Below are 17702 nucleotides of genomic sequence, written 5' to 3'. Positions count from 1 at the left end.
CGCAGCGGGTTCGCGCGGGTCGGTCGCTGTGCTATCGTATGCGCCGCGTTCGGTGCTCGCATGCGCGTTCCGCGCCTGCAGTTAAACGGGAAACAGGAGGCGGACATCCGCCCGGCCTGTGCTGTCCCCGCAACGGTACGCCGCCCGCGCAACGCGCTTTCCCGCGCGTGCGCCCAGGCCGCCCGCGATGCCACTGCCCTTCGACCGGGCGGGAAGGCTGCGGCCTGGCAAGCGGCCAGCCCGGATACCGGCCGACGCAAGGGGCGAGCGCGATGCTCGCCGAACGCCCGATCCGCGGGGAACGGATGGGGTGCGCATTCCACCGCGTTCGCGCGGGTTTCGCCCGATCCGACATGCACTGCCTGCCCGCCGGCCGCCGATGTGCCGCCCGCCTTCCCTGTTCCACCGTTTCGACACGGTGTGCGCCGTGCCGCGCGCGATGAGCCGCGCGTGGCTGATCGGCGCCGGCCCCGGCGACGCCGACCTGCTGACGCTCAGGGCCGTGCGCGCGATCGGCGCGGCCGACGTGCTGCTCGTCGACGATCTCGTGAACCCCGACGTGCTGCGTCACGCGCGCGCCGATGCGCTGATCGAGCACGTCGGCAAGCGTGGCGGCCATGCGTCGACGCCGCAGGAGGCGATCGTCGCCACGATGCTTGCGCACCTGCGCGCGGGCCGCAGCGTCGCCCGGCTCAAGGGCGGCGATCCGTTCGTGTTCGGCCGCGGCGGCGAGGAGCTGATCGCACTCGGTGCGGCAGGTTTTCCGGCGGAAGTCGTCAACGGCATTACCGCGGGCATCGCCGCGCCGGCCGCGCTCGGCATCCCGGTCACGCACCGCGGCGACGCGCAAGGCGTGATCTTCGTCACGGGCCACGGCGCGGGGGCCGATGAGCCCGACTGGCGCGCACTCGCGGCCACCCGCATGACGATCGTGATCTACATGGGCGTCCGCCGGCTCGACGCGATTGCCGCGGCGCTGCGCGACGGCGGCCTGCCCGGCGACACGCCGTGCGCGGCGATCGAGAACGCGACGCGCCCCGAACAGCGCCACGTGCTCGCGACGCTCGATACGCTCGTCGATCGCATCTCGGAAACCGGTATCGGTTCGCCGGCGATCGTCGTGATCGGCCGCGTCGCGGCGCTCGCCGACGATCCGGCGGTGCGTGCGGCGCTCGGCGGCCGCGCATGATGCGCATCGCGCTCGGTGTCGGTTTTCGCTCGGGCGTCACGGCCGCGCAACTCGATGCCGCGATCCGCGCCGCGCTCGCGCGCTATCCGGCCGCCGAACCGGCGCTCGTCGCGACGCTCGCCGACAAGGCGCGCGCCCGTGCGCTGCGCACGCTGTGCGCGCGCCGTGGCTGGCCGCTCGTCGCGTTCGACGCGGCGCAACTCGCGAGCCATCCGGAACTGGCCGCGAGCGGCCCGTCGGACGCCGCGCTGGCCCGCTTCGGCATCGCGGGCGTGGCCGAGCCGTGCGCGCAGCTCGCCGCGCCGCACGGCCGGCTGCTCGGCCCCAAATCCATTCTGGGCGGCGTGACGGTCGCGCTCGCCGGCCCGCTCTGAACTCATTGTTTCGCTTTCGAGAGGACGATTTCCGATGAAGACCGATTCCGAATCCCATCAGCGGATGGCCGAACGCCGCCGCGCCGGCCACGAGAAAAAGCAGGCCGCCGCCACGCATGAGAAAGGCCTGCTGATCGTCCACACCGGCAACGGCAAGGGCAAGAGCACGGCCGCGTTCGGGATGGCCGTACGCGTGCTCGGCCACGGGATGCGGCTCGGCGTCGTGCAGTTCATCAAGGGCGCGCTGCATACATCCGAGCGCGACTTCCTCGGCGCGGTCGCGGAGTGCGATTTCGTGACGATGGGCGACGGCTATACGTGGAACACGCAGAACCGCGACGCCGATATCGCGACTGCGCGCAAGGGCTGGGACGAAGCGCGCCGGATGATCGAAAGCGGCGACTACCGGATGGTGATCCTCGACGAGCTGAACACCGTGCTGAAGTACGAATACCTGCCGCTCGACGAAGTACTCGCGACGCTCACGGCCCGACCGGAGTCGGTGCACGTCGTCGTCACCGGGCGGCACGCGCCCGATGCGCTGATCGATGCGGCCGATCTCGTCACCGAAATGCGGCTCGTCAAGCATCCGTACAAGGAGCAAGGCGTGAAGGCGCAGCGCGGCGTGGAGTTCTGAGCATGCCGGCCTGCCCCGCGCTGTTCGTCAGCGCGCCCGCGTCCGGACAGGGCAAGACGTCGGTGACGGCCGGCCTCGCGCGGCTGCACCGCCGGCTCGGCCGCCGCGTGCGCGTGTTCAAGACCGGGCCCGATTTTCTCGATCCGATGCTGCTCGAACGCGCGAGCGGCGCACCCGTGCATGCGCTCGACCTCGGGATGGTCGGCGAGGCCGGTTGCCGCGCGCTGCTCGCCGACGCCGCACGCGACGCCGATCTGATCCTGATAGAAGGCGTGATGGGACTGTTCGATGGCACGCCGAGCAGCGCCGATCTCGCGGTCGCGTTCGGCGTGCCGGTCGTCGCGGTGATTTCGGCGAAGGCGATGGCGCAGACGTTCGCGGCGATCGCCTTCGGGCTCGCGCGGTTCCGGCCCGAAGTGCCGTTTCACGGCGTGCTGGCGAACCGCGTCGGGTCGGCACGGCACGCGGAGTTGCTGCAACAGGCATTGCCCGACGACCTGCACTGGCTCGGGCACGTGCCGGCCGATGCGGGCATCGCGCTGCCGGAGCGGCATCTCGGGCTGCACCAGCCGGCCGATATCGACGATCTCGATGCGCGGCTCGATCGCGCGGCCGACGTGCTCGCGCAAACCGCCCTCGCCAAGTTGCCGCCTGCCGTCTCGTTCGCCGAACCGGACGTTGCCGCGCCGCTGCCGCACGCGCTGGCCGGCAAGCGGATCGCGGTGGCGCGCGATGCGGCGTTTTCGTTCATCTATCCGGCCAATCTCGCGTTGCTGGATACGCTCGGTGCCGAGCTGCGGTTCTTCTCGCCGCTCGCCGACGAACCCGTGCCCGACGATTGCGACGCGCTGTTTTTGCCGGGCGGCTATCCGGAACTGCATGCGGCGACGCTTGCCGGAAATGCCGTGACGGCTCGGACGATTCGCGCGCATGCGGCAGCCGGCCGGCCGATCGTCGCGGAATGCGGGGGGATGGTGTATCTGTGCGAGTCGCTGACCGACGTGGATGGCTCGACGGCGCCGATGCTCGGCCTGCTGCCGGGGCATGCGACGATGCAGCGCCGGTTCGCGGCACTCGGCATGCAGGAGCTCGATACGCGCACCGGGCCGATACGTGGCCATACGTTTCATTATTCGCGGCTGGATACGCCGCTGGCGCCGGTCGCGTCCGCCGCCCGGCCCGATGGCGAGGCCGGCAGCGGCGAAGCCGTTTATCGCGCGGGCGCGATCGTCGCGACGTACATGCACATGTACTGGCCGTCGAATCCGGATGCGGTCGTGGCGCTGTTCGGTGGGGAAGTGTTCTGAACGGTCGATCTCATGCCTGCATGAGGTGGCACAAAGCCTGTCGGAATTGGGTGCTGCCGTGTAGCAACTACAGCATTCGACGTGCGCGGCTACAGATTTCGTTCGATGTCATCCGCTGATACAGGACACGGATGACGTCGATGGTTTCATCCGTTTCGCGGTAAAACACAACGTGAGCGCCGGCGGGGTAGATAGTCGGCCCAGTGCCGCATGTCTCGCATCCTCCATCACACCAGAAACGCCTCGGCCAACTTCACCCAGTACGACGCACCGGTCGGCAGCACGGCATCGTTGAAGTCATAGCCGGGGTTGTGCACCATGCAGCCACCTTCTCCGTCGCCGTTGCCGACGATCAGGTAGCACCCCGGCCGCTTCTCGAGCAGGAACGCGAAATCCTCGCTACCGGTAAGCGGCACCATCCCGTCGATCAGATTGGCTTCACCCGCCCATTCGCGTGCGACGCCGCGCGCGAACGCCGTCATCTCCGCATCGTTCACGAGCACCGGATAGCGGCGCTGGTAATCGATCGTCGCCGTCGCGCCGAACACGGCCGCCTGCGCATGCACGACCTCGTTGATGCGCGTTTCGAGCAGGTCGCGTACGTCGGGCTTCAGCGCACGCACCGACAGACGCATCTGCGCGCGATCGGGAATCACGTTCGGCGCATCGCCCGCGTGGATCGCGCCGACCGTGATGATCGCCATGTCGAGCGGCGACACGTTGCGCGATACGATCGTCTGCAACGCCAGCACGATCTGCGCGCACACGACGACGGGATCGATCGCCCGGTGCGGCACCGCACCGTGGCCGCCGCGGCCCTGCACGTCGATGACGACGGTATCCGACGACGCCATGAACGGCCCGGGCAGGAAACCGAACTTGCCGGTCGGGAAGCCCGGCATGTTGTGCATCGCGAAGATCGCGTCACACGGAAATTGGTCGAACAGCCCTTCGTCGAGCATTTTCTTCGCGCCGCCGAGCCCTTCCTCGGCCGGCTGGAAAATCAGGTTCAGCGTGCCTGAGAAGCGGCGCGCGCGCGCGAGATGCTTCGCGGCCGCGAGCAGCATCGCCGTGTGGCCGTCGTGGCCGCACGCGTGCATCTTGCCGGGGATCGTGCTCTGGTACGGCAGGCCCGTCGCTTCGTGGATCGGCAGCGCGTCCATGTCGGCGCGCAGGCCGAGGCGCTGCTTGCCCTCGCCCACTGTCAGCTGCGCGACGACGCCGGTGCCGCCGAGCCCGCGATGCACGGTGTAGCCCCACGACTGCAACTGCTCGGCGACGAGGTCGCTGGTCGCGAATTCCTCGAAACCGAGTTCGGGATGGGCATGGATGCGGTGCCGGATCTCGATCATTTCGTCGGCGAGGCCTGCGGGGATCACGCTGTGCGTCACGGTGTCGTCTCCTGAAGTGCGGTGGAAAATATGCAGGCAACGATAGTTGATTCGTCAGCAACCGGGCAGATGGATAGTCGTGGCGGGAGCAACCAGAAGTTGCCATATGTGACGTGACTCGCGACAAGGAGGGCCGGCCATCTGGACGATTGCCGCGAACGCCGTGGACAGGCAAACCTTCCACGTCGATTTTTCGCGCGCGAGGAAAGCGAACGTGGTGCTCAGACTAGCCAGTCTTCCAGCGACAACCCCGCGACACGATCGAATTCACGCCCATTGTTCGTCACGAGCACCGCGCCGGCCGCGATCGCATGTCCGGCGATCGACGCATCGTTCGCGCCGATCGGCGTGCCGCGCACGGCAAGATCCGCGCGAATCGCGGCGGTGGCATCGACCGCCGCCGAATCCCACGACAGCACGCCGTCGAGTCGCGAAACAAAGGCCGCGACGAGCTCCGCATGCTTCGGCGACGCTTTCCTGCCCACCGCGCCAAAGCGCATCTCGGCGTAGGTAATGGCCGACACGACGATCCGGTGCTGTGCGTTGACGCACGACTGCAACCGCGACAGCACCACGGGCGGCCGCTCGCGCATGATGAACGAACAGATGTTCGTATCGAGCATGTAGAGCGTAGTCACCGGTTGGACCCCGCCGGTGCATCGGCATCGCCGGACAGGTCGAAGCGACCGGACTCGATGACGGCCGGGCGTTCGGCCAGGAAATCGGCATCGGCCAGCGGTTCGTTCGCAAACGACAGCCACGTGGGACGTACCGGTCGCAACAGCAGCGTGTCGCCCTCGCGGCGGATCTCGAGTTCGGTGACACCCTCGAACTCCATGTCCTTCGGGATGCGGATTGCCTGGTTACGGGCGTTCTTGAAAATGGAAACGGTGCGCATGAGCCACTCCACGGGAGTACGATGCGCCCATTCTAGACATATGCTGGCATATGTCAATTTGGCGGGAGGCGAATTCGCCGTTGCGTCCCACGTTGTCGAGGATGTCTGATTCATGCTGCCGGCCTGTCGTCGATGAGAGGAGCGATCCATTCTTCATGACGCAGGCCGCACGGTCCATATGCCGGACGGCCGATGCGTACGCATCGCAAGCACGCCGTCGCACCGACGCCGCGCGCGCGCCCCGTCACGGCAACCGGAAAGTGTCAAAGAACGTATCGCGCTCGATCACCGTGAGCGCCGCGCGCTTGTGCGGGAAATCGAATTCCTTCAGCGTGTAGAACCCGAGCCGATGCATGTACGCGATATGCCGCACGTGATCGACGCGCGGCTCGCCGACGAGCCGCCGGGTACGCGGTTCGTCGACGAACATGTAGTGCAGCACCCCGCTCCACCACGCATGCAGCTTGCCGGCGCTCTGGAATCGCGAGTCGCCGATCAGCAGGTGCAGCCCGCGATCGTAGTCGTGCGCGTCGTAGAACGGCGCGAGGCGGTCCTCCTTCGCCCAGTAGAACTCGAAATAGCCGAACGGCGTGTCGTCGAAATAGCCGATCATCGGGTGCATGTGCGGATCGGCCAGCCGTTCGGCGAGATACGCCGCATGCTCGTCGCGCGTGCCGCGCTGGTCCCAGAAATGCGCGACGCGGTCGAGGTTCATCCAGTGGCTGAACAGGTCCGCGTGTGCGTCGATATCGACGGTGCGCAGGCTGAACGTCATCCCGACCTGCGGCATGGTGCGTGAATAGATCTCGCCGGCCGGCGACGGCGGCCGCACCGGATGCCGGTGGCCGTTCGTGATCGCGTAGCGCAGCGGCATCCCGCCCGACGCGGGCGCCTTCAGCCACGGCCGCGGATTCTGCCAGAACGTCGTGCGCGACACGGTGAGCCGCAACGTGTCGCCCGCGACCTGCGCGCCGTCGATCACGCCTTCGCGCACCGCACGCGCGACGTACGAAGCCACGGCCGCCGCATCGGCGCCGCCGAGCGGCACCGAGACCGTCGCCGCATCGTGCCGCGTGTCGGTGTTGAACAGCGCCACCAGCGTCGGGAGCAGCGCGTCGGGGGCGTCGTCGGGCCGCCATGCGTCGAGCGCATGCTCGACGACGGCTGCCGCCTGCCCGTGCGCGGCGCCGTCGAGCGCGGCGGCCACTTCACCTTCGACGGCGTCGGCGGCGCCGGCCGGTTTCGTCAGCGTGTCTTGCATCACAATGCTCCCGCGTCGTGGCGATCGGCGAGCACATGCAGCCCGCGCTCGAGCGCCGGAAACAGGCTGCGCTGGAAGTTGTTCCAGCGCAGTTCGAGAATCGTGTCGTCCGGCGCGATCGGCGTGTCCAGCACGTCGCAGATCACCTCGCCGGAATCGATGCCGTTGTCGACGTAGTGGAACGACGCACCCGTCATCGTCACGGGTTCGATGGACGACGTCGCGCCGGTGGCCCAGTCGACCCGTTCGCCGCGCGCGCCGTGCAGCGCGTCGAGCGTCGCCCACGCGCCGCGCCGCTGGTACGGCGAATCGTCGGCGGTGATGCCCGGGTGGATGTTCGCGATGCGCCGGTGAAAGCGCGCGCCCGGCCGCACGAGTTCGTCGAGGATCACGAGCAGCCCGTCGAGGACGACGATATCGGCATCGAGTTCAAGCAGGCGCTCGAGCAGGCGGCGCTCGAACGCCTGTTTGCCGGCCACGCGCTCACGCGCGTCGCGCGGCAGCCGCCGGTACGTCGACGGGATCGAACAGAACAGCTCGTCGACCGGCCGGCCGTGCACCGTCAGGCCTTCCGGCAGGATCCACGGGCGGCCCGGCGTGCGCGCGAAACCGTAATCGGCCACTTTCGCGCGGTCGGCCGGCGAGCCTTCGTCATCGTCGACGATCACGCCCTGGAGCGTGTAGCGCTCTCCGAGCGGCGAATCGTTCAGGCGCTCGACGAGGAATTCGAGGGGCGCCTTCATGTAGCGCGTGCTGCCCCGATAAGCGACCGGCTGGCCGGCGCGATCGGCCGCGCCGTTGCGCAGCGACTGGATGTAGACGAGATTTTTCTTCGGCATGGATGCGTCGTGGAAAAAAGCGGACGAAGGCGCCGCGGCCGGGCCGCGCCGGCCCCGAAGGCCAGGCCGGCCGGCGAGCCGCGGCGCGCGACGTCACCAGTTGTATTTCGCGGTGGCAATCACCGTGCGGTCGGTCCCGAAAATGCAGACGTTCATCGACTGGCAACCGCTGATGTAATGGCGGTTGAACAGGTTCGTCCCGTTTACCGCGAAGCGCCAGTTGCGCGTGTCGTAATGCAGGCCCGCGTCGAACAGCGTGACGCTCGATACCGTCAGCGAGTTGTCAGCCGCCCCGGCCGCCGCGCTCTGGTAGCGAATGCCGCCGCCGAGGCCGAAGCCGGCGAGCGGCCCCGTGTACCAGGTCCAGTCGGTCCACAGCGACGCCATCTGGCGCGGACGCGGAATGTCGACCGGCCAGTTGTTCAGCGAGACGTCGTTGGCCTGCACGTTCTTCACGTCCTGATAGACGTACGACGCGATCACCGACAGGTTTCGCGTGACCTTGCCGGTCGCGCTCAGCTCGATCCCGCGCGAACGCACTTCGCCCGTCTGCACCGACTTCGTGCCGGTCGGGTCCTGGCTCGGCAGCGCCGACGTGAGCACGTTGGTCTGGTTGATCTGGTAGATCGCCGCGTTCAGCATCAGGTTCTTGCCGGGCGGCTGCCAGCGCAGGCCGGCTTCGATCTGCTTGCCGCGCGTCGGCTGCGGGAGTCCGCCGCCGACCAGGTTCACGCCGATCAGCGGATTGAACGACGTCGCGTAGCTGACGTACGGCGACAGCCCGTAGTCGCCCTGGTACGTGAGGCCGACGCGGCCGGTGAATGCCGTCACGTCGGCCTTCGTCGACGTGCCGGCCGCGCGGTCGTCCTGCCGCATGTCGACCCAGTCCTCTCGGCCGCCGAGCGTCAGCGTCCAGCGGTTCCACTTGATCTGGTCCTGCGCGTACAGGCCGAACGTGTTCAGCGTCGTGTACGTATTGGTGCGGAACGTCGCGTCGGGCGTGAACACCGCCGTCGTGACCGGCTGGTACACCGGGTTGTAGATGTTCAGCTGCGGCGCGGCGGCGAGCCATTCGCTGTCGGTCGCGGTCTGCCGGTTGTACTGGAAGCCGAGCAGCAGCGTGTGCTGCAGCGGGCCCGTCGCAAAGCGGCCCTCGAGGTTGTTGTCGATGTCGAAGCGGCTGTAGTTCATCTGGAACACGCCGGCCCAGCGGTTGATGTCGGTCAGGCTGCCATCCGCGAAACCCGCGCCGAACACCGAACCGTTGTCGAGCGACAGGTGCATCAGCCGCGTGTTCTGGCGGAACGTCCAGGCCGGCGTCAGGTTGCGCTCGAACTGGTAGCCGACCGACCATTGCTTCTTGCGGTAGTAGTTGAAATTCGGGTCGCCGCCGTAGACGTCCTTGCTCAACTGGCCGTTCGGGTTCGGCAGCACCGTGCCCTGCGCGGGCAGGAAGTTCGACGAGATGTCGCCCCAGTCCTGCAGGTAGGTCGCGGACAGCGTCAGCGACGTATCCGCGTCCGGGCGCCAGCGGAACGACGGCGCGAGCGCGACGCGCTGGTCGTTGTTCGGGCCCGTCAGCGCGTTGCCGTCGCGCGCGACGCCGACGAACCGGTACGCATACTTGCCGTCCGGATCGAGCTTGTCGCCGACGTCGATCATGAACTGCTTGCGCGCATAGTTGCCGATCTGCACGCCGGCTTCGCGCACGCGCTCGCCGTCGGCCAGCTTGGTGTGCACGTCGATGATCGCACCGGGGTCGCCCGCGCCGTACAGCACCGAGGTCGGCCCGCGCAGCACGCTGATGCTGTCGATCATGTACGGATCGACGCGCCAGCTCGCGAGGTTGATCGTGTTCGGCACCTGCAGCCCGTTCACGTAGGCGGTCGGCGTGAAGCCGCGTAGCGCGGCGTACCAGTCGGAGCGGTTGTCCGACCCGTACGACGAGAAGCCCGGCACGTAGCGCAGCGCCGCGTTCACGTCGGTGGCGCCGGTCATCTCGATCTGCTGCGCGGTGACGACGTTGATCGTCTGCGGGATCTCGTTGAGCGGCGTGTCGGTCTTGGTGCCGGTCGTGCTGCGCTTCGCGACGAGTCCGACCGTGCCGTCGCCGGCCGCGGCCGCGTTGACGGTGATCGCCGGCAGCGTGCCGTTTTGCGCGCCGGTCGACGTACGCGTCGTCGCGCCGGTTTGCGCACTGCTGGCCGACGCCGCGGCGCCTGCGTTCACGGCCGGCGCCGTCTGCGCGTAGGCGTGCCCTGCCGCCGCCGTGCCGAACGCCACGCTTGCCGCGGCTGCGATCGCACGCAAACGCGTGCCTGTTGCCCACTCCATCTTCTTCTGCTCCACTTTTTTCATGCGGTCTCGGACCGCGCCTTTGTCAAAGAGCGAAAGCCATCCGGCCCGCGCTCACCCCGTTGTTCGGTCGTTTTTCGTGCGTGTCCCGGGCCGCGCCTTCGTCGTGCGCGGGCGCGATCCCGTCTTCGAGCGACGCGCAGATCTCGTCGGCGCGGCGCGCCAGCACCGACAGCAGCGTGTCGGACAGGCCGTGGCTGTCTTCGCAGCAGCCTTGCAGATAGATGCGCGGCGCGAAGTGCTCGGGCGTCGCGAGCAGGTAGTCGCGCGTGACGTCGCCGCGCGTGAGCGCATCGCCCAGGTGCGGCGCGAGCCCTTCGAGCAGCGCCGAATGCGTGTCGCGGCGGTAGCCGGTCGCGAGCACGAGCGCGTCGAAGCGCTCGACGCGCGTGGCGCCGCTCATCCGGTCGCGCAGCATCAGCTCGATGCGGCCGTCGGCGGCGCGCACCGCGGCCTCGATCGCGCTGTTCGCGAGCAGCGCATGACGCGGCGTGCCGTCGATGCGCTGCAGATACAGCATTTCGTAGATTTGCTCGATCAGCGGCCGGTCGACCACCGCGTAGTTCGTGTCGCGATAGCGCTCGAGCAGCGCGCGGCGCGCGTCGTGCGGCTGCGCATAGACAACGTCGGTGAATTCGGGGCTGAAGATTTCATTGACGAACGGGCTGTCATCGGCCGGTTTCAGCGCGCCTGCGCGCATCACGAGGCTCGCGTCGACGTGCGGGAAGCGGCGCGCGAGGTCGATGAACACCTCGGCCGCGCTCTGCCCCGCACCGATCACCGCGACGCGGCGGCGCTCGCCGTCGCGCGACGCGACGAGCCGGTCGATATCGGCCAGATACGTCGACGAATGGATGACGCGGTCGCGGCCGAGCGCGGCGAACGCATCGGGAATCGCCGGCGTGCCGCCGACGCCCACCGACAGCGCGCGCGTGACGCGCTGGCGCTCGTGACCGGCCGCGTCGCGCGACAGCACGCGCAGCGCGTCGATCTTCGCGCCGTCGCCGCGCACGGGCTCGATCCCCAGCACGGTCTCGCTGTAATGGACGCGATCGTCGAACGCGTCGGCCACCCAGCTCAGGTAGTCATGGAATTCGACGCGGGTCGGATAGAAGTTCTTCAGGTTGATGAATTCGTTCAGCCGGCCGCGTTCGAACAGGTAGTTGATGAACGTGTAGCGGCTTTTCGGATCGCGCATCGTCACGAGATCCTTCAGAAACGAAATCTGCATCCGGCAGTCGTCGAGCAGCATCCCGCGATGCCAGCCGAACTCCGGCTGGCGCTCGATGAAGCAATGGGCGAACGTGTGCGCACCGCCGCGCTCCGCGAGGCGCACGGCCAGCGCCAGATTCGACGGCCCGAAGCCGACGCCGATCAGGTCGAATACGGTTTCTCTCTGCATGTCTCAGCTCCCTTGTCGATGAATCCGGCCCGTCAGACGTGACGGCCGGAGAAGAACGTCTCGCGCAGCGTGCGCATCCACAACGGCTGCGCGTCGGCCAGCGCGAGACGGCGCTGCCGCGCGAAGCCATGCCGCGCGAGATGGTCGGCAACCCGCGCGTGGCCGGCCGGCACGGCACAGCCGACCGCTTCGGTACGCAGGTCGTCGAGAAACAGGTAATGCACGACGGACGGCAGCCAGCCGGCCACGCGGTGCGCGCCGCGCCAGCGCGGCGCGCCGACCAGCATCCGCAGCCCGCGGTCGTAGTCGCGCGCCGCGACGTGCGGCGCGAGTGCGTCCTCTTTCAGCCAGAACGCCTCGAAATACGCGAATGGCTCGCCGTCGAAACAGCCGACGAGCGGCGTCACGTGCGGATCGGTTTCCTGCGGGCCGTCCGTGCCGCGTTGCGCGGGCTGTGCGCCCGGCCAGCCGTCGCGCACGCGCTGCTCGTCGAACCAGCGCGCGAGCCGCCCGGTATCCTCCGCCGGCCGCCAGCCGCGCAGCGTGAAGCGCACGCCGAGCGCCGGCAGGTCGCGCGCATAGACTTCGCCACGCGGTGCGGGCGGCCGGCGCGGATGACGCCGGCCGTCGGTGATCGTCGGCAGCGTCGCGCACGGCAGAAGCGGGCCGACGCGCCACAGATCGGCCTGTTGCGCCCAGCCGTCGCGCATGCAGCGGCCGCCGTCGGCCAGCACGCCGCTCGCGCGCAGCGCGTCGAGCGCGACCGCCGGCCAGGCGGCCGGGTCGAGCCGGATCGCCGCGTGGCGCGCGCTGTCCGAAAACGCCGCGGCCAGTGCGGCCAGCAGCGCCCGCCGCTGATCGGCCGGCGCCGCGCGATGGTTGTAGGCGACGAGGCGCAGCGCACCGTCGTCGCCGAGCTGCGCGCGCAGCAATTGCGCGCCGATCCCGTCGCCCTGCGCGACGCGGATCTCCGCGCCGTCGCGCGCGGCGAACAGACCGTCCGCGAACGCGAGCCGGTAGGTATCGAGCATCGTGAATCCGTCCGGGCGCACTTCAGCCAGCATGGCGCGCCTCCTGCCCCGTTTCCGCGTGCGCATCGAGCCGCGCGCCGAGCGCCGCGAGCGTCGGCGCCGCGAACACGTCGGCGACCGTCAGCGCATGGCCGGCACGGCCGGCCGCGTCAACGAAGCGCACGACGTCGAACGACGTCGCGCCGGCCTCGAACAAGTCCGCATCGGGCTCGGGAGCGGCCGTCGCGAACGTGTCCGACCACAGTGCGGCGAGCGCGGCGGCCGCCTGCGACGGCATGGCGTGGGGCCGTGTTGCGGCGCTGGCGCGTGCGCCGGACGCGGCGTGCGTGGCTGCGCGCGCATCGGCGGCGCCGAGCGCCGCCTCCGATGCACCGGCGAAACACGCGACTTCGTCGTGGTACAGATCGACGAGCGTCTCGACGAAATCGCGCGCGAGCAGTTCGTCCGCATACGAGAACGCGGCGCTCACGCGGCCGTCCGGATGCTCGACGACGTCCAGCTCGAGCGTGAACACGACGCGATGGCGTACGTCGTCGAATCCGGCCAGCGACAGGCCGGCCCAGTCGCGCGCGGCGGCGCCGGTCGGGCGCAGGTAGTTGAACATCACCTGGAACAGCGGATTGGCCTGCGCGGCGCGCGGCGCACGCAGCGCGGCCACGACGTCGGCGAACGGCACGTCGGCATGCGCATACGCGGCGAGCGCGGTGTCGCGCACTTGCGCCAGCACGTCCGCGCGGCGCGCGGCCGGATCGATCCGCGTGCGCACGACGACCGAGTTGATGAACAGGCCCAGCGCGGCGCGGGCCACGTCGCCCGTGAGCTCGCGCGTCGACGCGAGCACGCCGACCGGCTGGTCGGCCACGCCCGTCGCGCGGAACAGCGCGGTGTTGAGCGCCGCGTGCAACAGCATCGGCAGCGTCGCGTGCGAAGCCGATGCGGCGTCGCGCGCGGCGCGAATCAGTTGCGCATCGAACTCGAACGCGATGCGGGCCGCGCGCCATTGCGGCACGGCCGGCGCGTCGGCGCGCAGCGGCAATACGCGCGACGGCAGATCGGCGAGCGCATCGCGCCAGTACGCGACGCGCGCCGGATGGCACGGTGCGGGCAGCACGAGCGGTTGGGCGGCCGGTTCGACGGCTGCGTCGGCCGACACTGCGCTGCGTTGCACGCGGGAAACATAGCGGGCACGCACCGCGTCGAGCCACAGCTCGATCGATTCGCCATCGGACACGATGTGGTGAATCGTCACCGACAGCACGTGGTCGTCCGCACCGAGCCGCAACACGCGGGCGCGCCACAGCGGCGCGTCGGCCGCGAGGTCGAACGGTGCGAGCGCATCCGCGTCGGTCAGCGCGGCCGCGCGGGCCAGTGCATCGGCTTGCGCCGACAAGTCGATCACCGACAGGTCGACGGCAACGTCGGCGTCGATCCGCTGGCCCGGCAGCGCGCCGTCGCGAACGACGAGCCGCGCACGCAGCGCGGGATGCACGGCTGCCGCTTCCGCGAACGCAGCGCGCAGCGCATCGACGTCGAGCGGGCCGCGCACGCGCAGCGCAACCGGAATGTTGTACGCGGCGTTGTCCGGCTGCGCGCGCCACAGAAACCACAGGCCGAGCTGCGCGGGCGACAGCGGCCACACGCCGTGCGCGTCCGGTTTGGCCACGGCGACGCCCGGCGCCGTGGCGCCGGTATGCGCGGCGCGCGGCGCATCGGCCACCTGCCGCGCGTACTGCGCGAGCACGGGCGCCTCGAACAGCGCGCGCACCGGCACGTCTCGGCCGAGCCGCTCGGCCACGCGCGTCGCGACGCGCACGGCCGCGAGCGAATGGCCGCCGAGATCGAAGAAGTGATCGCCGCGGCCGACGCGTTCCAGGTTCAGCACGTCGCACCAGATCGCCGCGAGCGCGGCTTCGTCGCTGTCGCGCGGCGCCTCGTACGCACGTTCGACCCGCACCGGCGCCGGCAGCCGCGCACGGTCGACCTTGCTGTTCGCGTTGCGCGGCAGCGCGTCGAGCACGATCAGTTGCGCGGGCACCATGTAGTCGGGCAGCGTGCGGCGCAGGTGCGCGTCGAGCGTCGCGGCTTCGACCGGCTGCGCGGCCGCCCGCGCGTCGGCGGTCAGTTCGACGTATGCGACGAGCTGCGCGAGCGCGCCTTGCCCGTGCACGACCGCGCAGGCTTCGCGCACCGCGTCGTGCGCGGCGAGCTGTGCTTCGATTTCACCGAGTTCGATGCGCAGGCCGCGCAGTTTCACCTGATGATCGACGCGGCCGATGAAATCGAACACGCCGTCCGCACGGCGCCGCACGAGGTCGCCGGTGCGGTACAGACGCGCGCCCGGCGCGCCGTATGGATCGGGCACGAAACGCTCGGCCGTCAGCGCCGGGCGGTCGAGGTAGCCGCGCGCGACGCCGATCCCCTCGCCGCCCAGGTACAGTTCGCCGATCACGCCGACCGGCAACGGGTGCAGCCGCGCGTCGAGCACGTGCGCGGTGCGCGCGCCGACCAGCGTGCCGATCGGCAGATACGCGGCGTCGCCGAGCTTCGCGAGATCGTCGCCGGGACGGAACATCCACAGCGTCGGCGTGATGACCGTTTCGGTCGGGCCGTAGCCGTTGACCACGCGCACGTTCGGCAGCGCGCGGCGCAGCATCGCGAACGCCTCGCGCGACGTCGCCTCGCCGCCGACGGTCAGCGAACGCAGCGTCGGCGGCGCGCCATGCGCGAGCGCCCATTCGGCAAGCTGGGCGGCGCAGCCTGGCGGCACGTAGGTCATCGTCACGCCGTCGCGGATCATCATCGCGCAGGTCTGCGCGGGCGGCCACAGCACGTCGGCCGTCACCGACACGGCGGCGCCCGACATGTATTGCGAAAACCAGCCTTCGTGCGCGCCGTCGAAATTGACCGACTGGAACAGCAGGAACACGTCGTGCTCGCCCGCGCCATAGCGCTCGGCGATCGCCGCGCAATGCAGCGCGAACGACGCGTGGTCGACGATCACGCCCTTCGGCTTGCCGGTCGAGCCCGACGTGTAGATCGCATACGCCGCGTGGCCGGGCAGCACGTCCGGCAGCGCGACGTGCGCGGCCTCGTCGAGCGCGTCGATTTCGTCCGCGCGCCAGATGCGCAGTTCAGGCAATTCGGGCAGCGACGCGGCGCTCGCGGCGTCGGTCAGCACGTGCGCGATGGCCGCATCGCCGACGATCTGCGCGAGCCGTTCGCGCGGATGCGCCGGATCGAGCGGCACGAACGCGGCGCCCGACTTCAGCACCGCGATCAGCGCGACGAGCAGGTCGACCGAGCGCTGCAGCGCGACGCCCACGCGCATCTCGGGCCGCACGCCGGCCGCCACCAGGTGGCGCGCCAAACGTGCGGCACGGACGTCGACCTCGCCGCGCGTCAACGCGCGATCGATATCGGCGACACCGCGTGCGTCGGGCCGCGCGTGGGCATGCGCGGCGATGCGCGCATGCACCGGGACGAACGGCTCGGCGTCGGTCGCGCCGGCCGGCGCGTTCCACGCGAAGAGTTGCGCGCGTTCGTCGGCGGGCAGCCAGTCGAGATCGCCGACCGGCAGATCCGGGCGCGCGAGCGCATCGGTCAGCAGCGTGACGAAGCGCGCGGCCAGCCGTGCGATCGCGTCCGCGTCGAACAGGTCGAGCGCGTAGATGAAGGCGGCGTCGAACGTGCCGTCCGGCGTCGCTTCGACGGACAGCGTCAGATCGAATTTCGCGGACGGCGTACCGGACGGCAGCAGCGCGGCCGACGCCGCGCCGAGCGGCGGCAGCGCGCGGCGTTCGCCATACGCGGCCATCACCTGGAACAGCGGATGGTGGCTCGCGCTGCGCGGCACGCCGAGCGCGTCGACCACCTGCTCGAACGGCACGTCCTGGTGCATCTGCGCGTCGACGAGCGCACGCTGCGTACGCGCGACCAGCGACGAGAAATCGCCGTGCGCGGGCACGTCGACGTCGATCGCGAGCGTGTTGACGAAGAAGCCGATCAGGCCGGCGACTTCCGCGCGCTCGCGGTTCGCGGCCGGTACGCCGACGCAGATCCGTGCGTCGCCGGTCGCGCGCGCCAGCAACGCATCGAGCGCGGCGAGCAGCACCGCGAACGGCGTCGCGCCGGACGCGGCCGCGAACGCGCGCAGCTGCGCGCCGGTGCGCGCGTCGAGCGAAAACACATGGCGCGCGCCGCGCGCACTGCGACGGGCCGGCCGCGCGGTCGCGCCCGGCAGCGTCAGCACGCCGCGCTGCGGATCGAGCCGCTCGCGCCAGAACGCGAGCTGACGGTCGCGCTCGCCGGCATCGAGCCAGCGGCGCTGCCACAGCGCGTAGTCGGCGTACTGGATCGGCAACGGCGCGAGCGGCACCGGTTCCCCGGACGCATATGCGCGATAGAACGCCGCAAGCTCGGACAGCATCACGCCCGACGACCAGCCGTCCGACACGATGTGATGCACGGTCAGGGCGAGCCAGTGATGCGTCGCGTCGAAGCGCACCAGGTGCGCGCGCACGAGCGGCGCCGTGCCGAGATCGAACGGTTCGGCTTCGTCGGCCGTCGCGACGGCTTCGGCGCGTGCCGCGCGCTGCGCGTCCGGCAGCGCTTCGAGATCGGTTTCGCGCCACGGGCAGCGCAGCGGCGCGTGGATCGTCTGCGCGACGCCGTCCTGCGCTTCGTCGAAGGTCGTGCGCAGCGTCTCATGGCGCGCAATCAATGCGTCGCATGCAAGACGCAACGCGTGCACGTCGAGCGGCCCCGTCAGCGCCAGGCGCTCGGTGATGTGATACGCGTCCGGCGCATCGATCAGCCGCGCGTGCAGCCACAGCCGCGTCTGCGCGAACGACGCCGGCACGCGGTCGCTGCGCGGCGTGCGCGGCGGAATCGGCAGCACGCGGAAGTCGATGCCGGCCGCGCCGAGCTTGTCGATGAACACCGCGCGCTGCGCGTCGGGCAGTTGCGCGAAACGCGTCGCGAGCGCGAGCCAGTCGGGTTGAACCTTCGTCATCCGTCGT

At 70.0% G+C, this 17702-nt stretch carries 13 protein-coding genes and 1 riboswitch; of the genes, 4 read left to right on the top strand and 9 right to left on the bottom strand.

Annotated elements, in window-relative coordinates:
* The first annotated feature begins 32 nt into the window (after positions 1-32).
* Positions 33-270, top strand: a riboswitch (cobalamin riboswitch).
* A gap of 109 nt (positions 271-379) precedes the next feature.
* The 4 genes from cobA to CFB49_RS08690 are packed head-to-tail and all read left to right on the top strand — an operon-like array spanning position 380 to position 3507.
* Positions 380-1189, top strand: coding sequence for a uroporphyrinogen-III C-methyltransferase (gene cobA / locus CFB49_RS08705; protein WP_179234870.1), 810 nt, complete (start codon positions 380-382; stop codon positions 1187-1189).
* A complete protein-coding gene (locus CFB49_RS08700; protein ID WP_089435006.1) occupies positions 1186-1563 on the top strand; it encodes a cobalamin biosynthesis protein in 378 nt (125 codons plus the stop codon). Before cobA ends, CFB49_RS08700 begins: the two co-directional genes overlap by 4 nt.
* A gap of 34 nt (positions 1564-1597) precedes the next feature.
* A complete protein-coding gene (cobO, locus tag CFB49_RS08695; RefSeq protein ID WP_069620701.1) occupies positions 1598-2200 on the top strand; it encodes a cob(I)yrinic acid a,c-diamide adenosyltransferase in 603 nt (200 codons plus the stop codon).
* Positions 2201-2202: 2 nt separating this feature from the next.
* Positions 2203-3507, top strand: a complete 1305-nt coding sequence (locus CFB49_RS08690; RefSeq protein ID WP_089491142.1) for a cobyrinate a,c-diamide synthase — start codon at positions 2203-2205, stop codon at positions 3505-3507.
* A 227-nt stretch (positions 3508-3734) separates the two neighbouring features.
* Here the strand turns inward: CFB49_RS08690 and CFB49_RS08685 are convergent, their stop codons facing one another.
* The 9 genes from CFB49_RS08685 to CFB49_RS08645 all read right to left on the bottom strand — a co-directional run bounded on the left by CFB49_RS08685 (position 3735) and on the right by CFB49_RS08645 (position 17695).
* Positions 3735-4898 (bottom strand): M20 aminoacylase family protein, encoded by a 1164-nt coding sequence (locus CFB49_RS08685; protein ID WP_089491141.1) that lies wholly within the window; start codon positions 4896-4898, stop codon positions 3735-3737.
* 221 nt (positions 4899-5119) lie between these two features.
* On the bottom strand, positions 5120-5536 hold the full coding sequence (locus tag CFB49_RS08680) for a type II toxin-antitoxin system VapC family toxin (RefSeq protein WP_069620698.1): 417 nt from the start codon (positions 5534-5536) through the stop codon (positions 5120-5122).
* Positions 5533-5796: a type II toxin-antitoxin system VapB family antitoxin gene (gene vapB / locus CFB49_RS08675; protein ID WP_069620697.1), complete on the bottom strand. Its 264-nt coding sequence runs from the start codon at positions 5794-5796 to the stop codon at positions 5533-5535. The genes CFB49_RS08680 and vapB overlap by 4 nt, the downstream gene beginning before the upstream one ends.
* 244 nt (positions 5797-6040) lie before the next feature.
* Entirely contained in the window at positions 6041-7057 is a 1017-nt protein-coding gene (locus tag CFB49_RS08670; RefSeq protein ID WP_069620696.1) for a GNAT family N-acetyltransferase, read from the bottom strand.
* On the bottom strand, positions 7057-7896 hold the full coding sequence (locus CFB49_RS08665) for a N(5)-hydroxyornithine transformylase PvdF (RefSeq protein ID WP_069620695.1): 840 nt from the start codon (positions 7894-7896) through the stop codon (positions 7057-7059). Before CFB49_RS08665 ends, CFB49_RS08670 begins: the two co-directional genes overlap by 1 nt.
* Before the next feature lie 93 nt (positions 7897-7989).
* On the bottom strand, positions 7990-10254 hold the full coding sequence (locus tag CFB49_RS08660; protein WP_069620694.1) for a TonB-dependent siderophore receptor: 2265 nt from the start codon (positions 10252-10254) through the stop codon (positions 7990-7992).
* A 22-nt stretch (positions 10255-10276) separates the two neighbouring features.
* Positions 10277-11653 (bottom strand): lysine N(6)-hydroxylase/L-ornithine N(5)-oxygenase family protein, encoded by a 1377-nt coding sequence (locus CFB49_RS08655; RefSeq protein WP_089491140.1) that lies wholly within the window; start codon positions 11651-11653, stop codon positions 10277-10279.
* A gap of 32 nt (positions 11654-11685) precedes the next feature.
* The gene (locus CFB49_RS08650) at positions 11686-12717 is read right to left on the bottom strand and encodes a GNAT family N-acetyltransferase (protein WP_089491139.1); all 1032 of its coding nucleotides are present in this window, start codon (positions 12715-12717) and stop codon (positions 11686-11688) included.
* Entirely contained in the window at positions 12707-17695 is a 4989-nt protein-coding gene (locus CFB49_RS08645) for a non-ribosomal peptide synthetase (protein ID WP_089491138.1), read from the bottom strand. The genes CFB49_RS08650 and CFB49_RS08645 overlap by 11 nt, the downstream gene beginning before the upstream one ends.
* Positions 17696-17702: the final 7 nt, after the last annotated feature.

It is taken from the genome of Burkholderia sp. AU17457 (assembly GCF_002223255.1).
GTDB classification, from domain to species: Bacteria; Pseudomonadota; Gammaproteobacteria; order Burkholderiales; family Burkholderiaceae; genus Burkholderia; species Burkholderia sola.
This window is presented reverse-complemented; position numbering and strand designations above follow the sequence as displayed.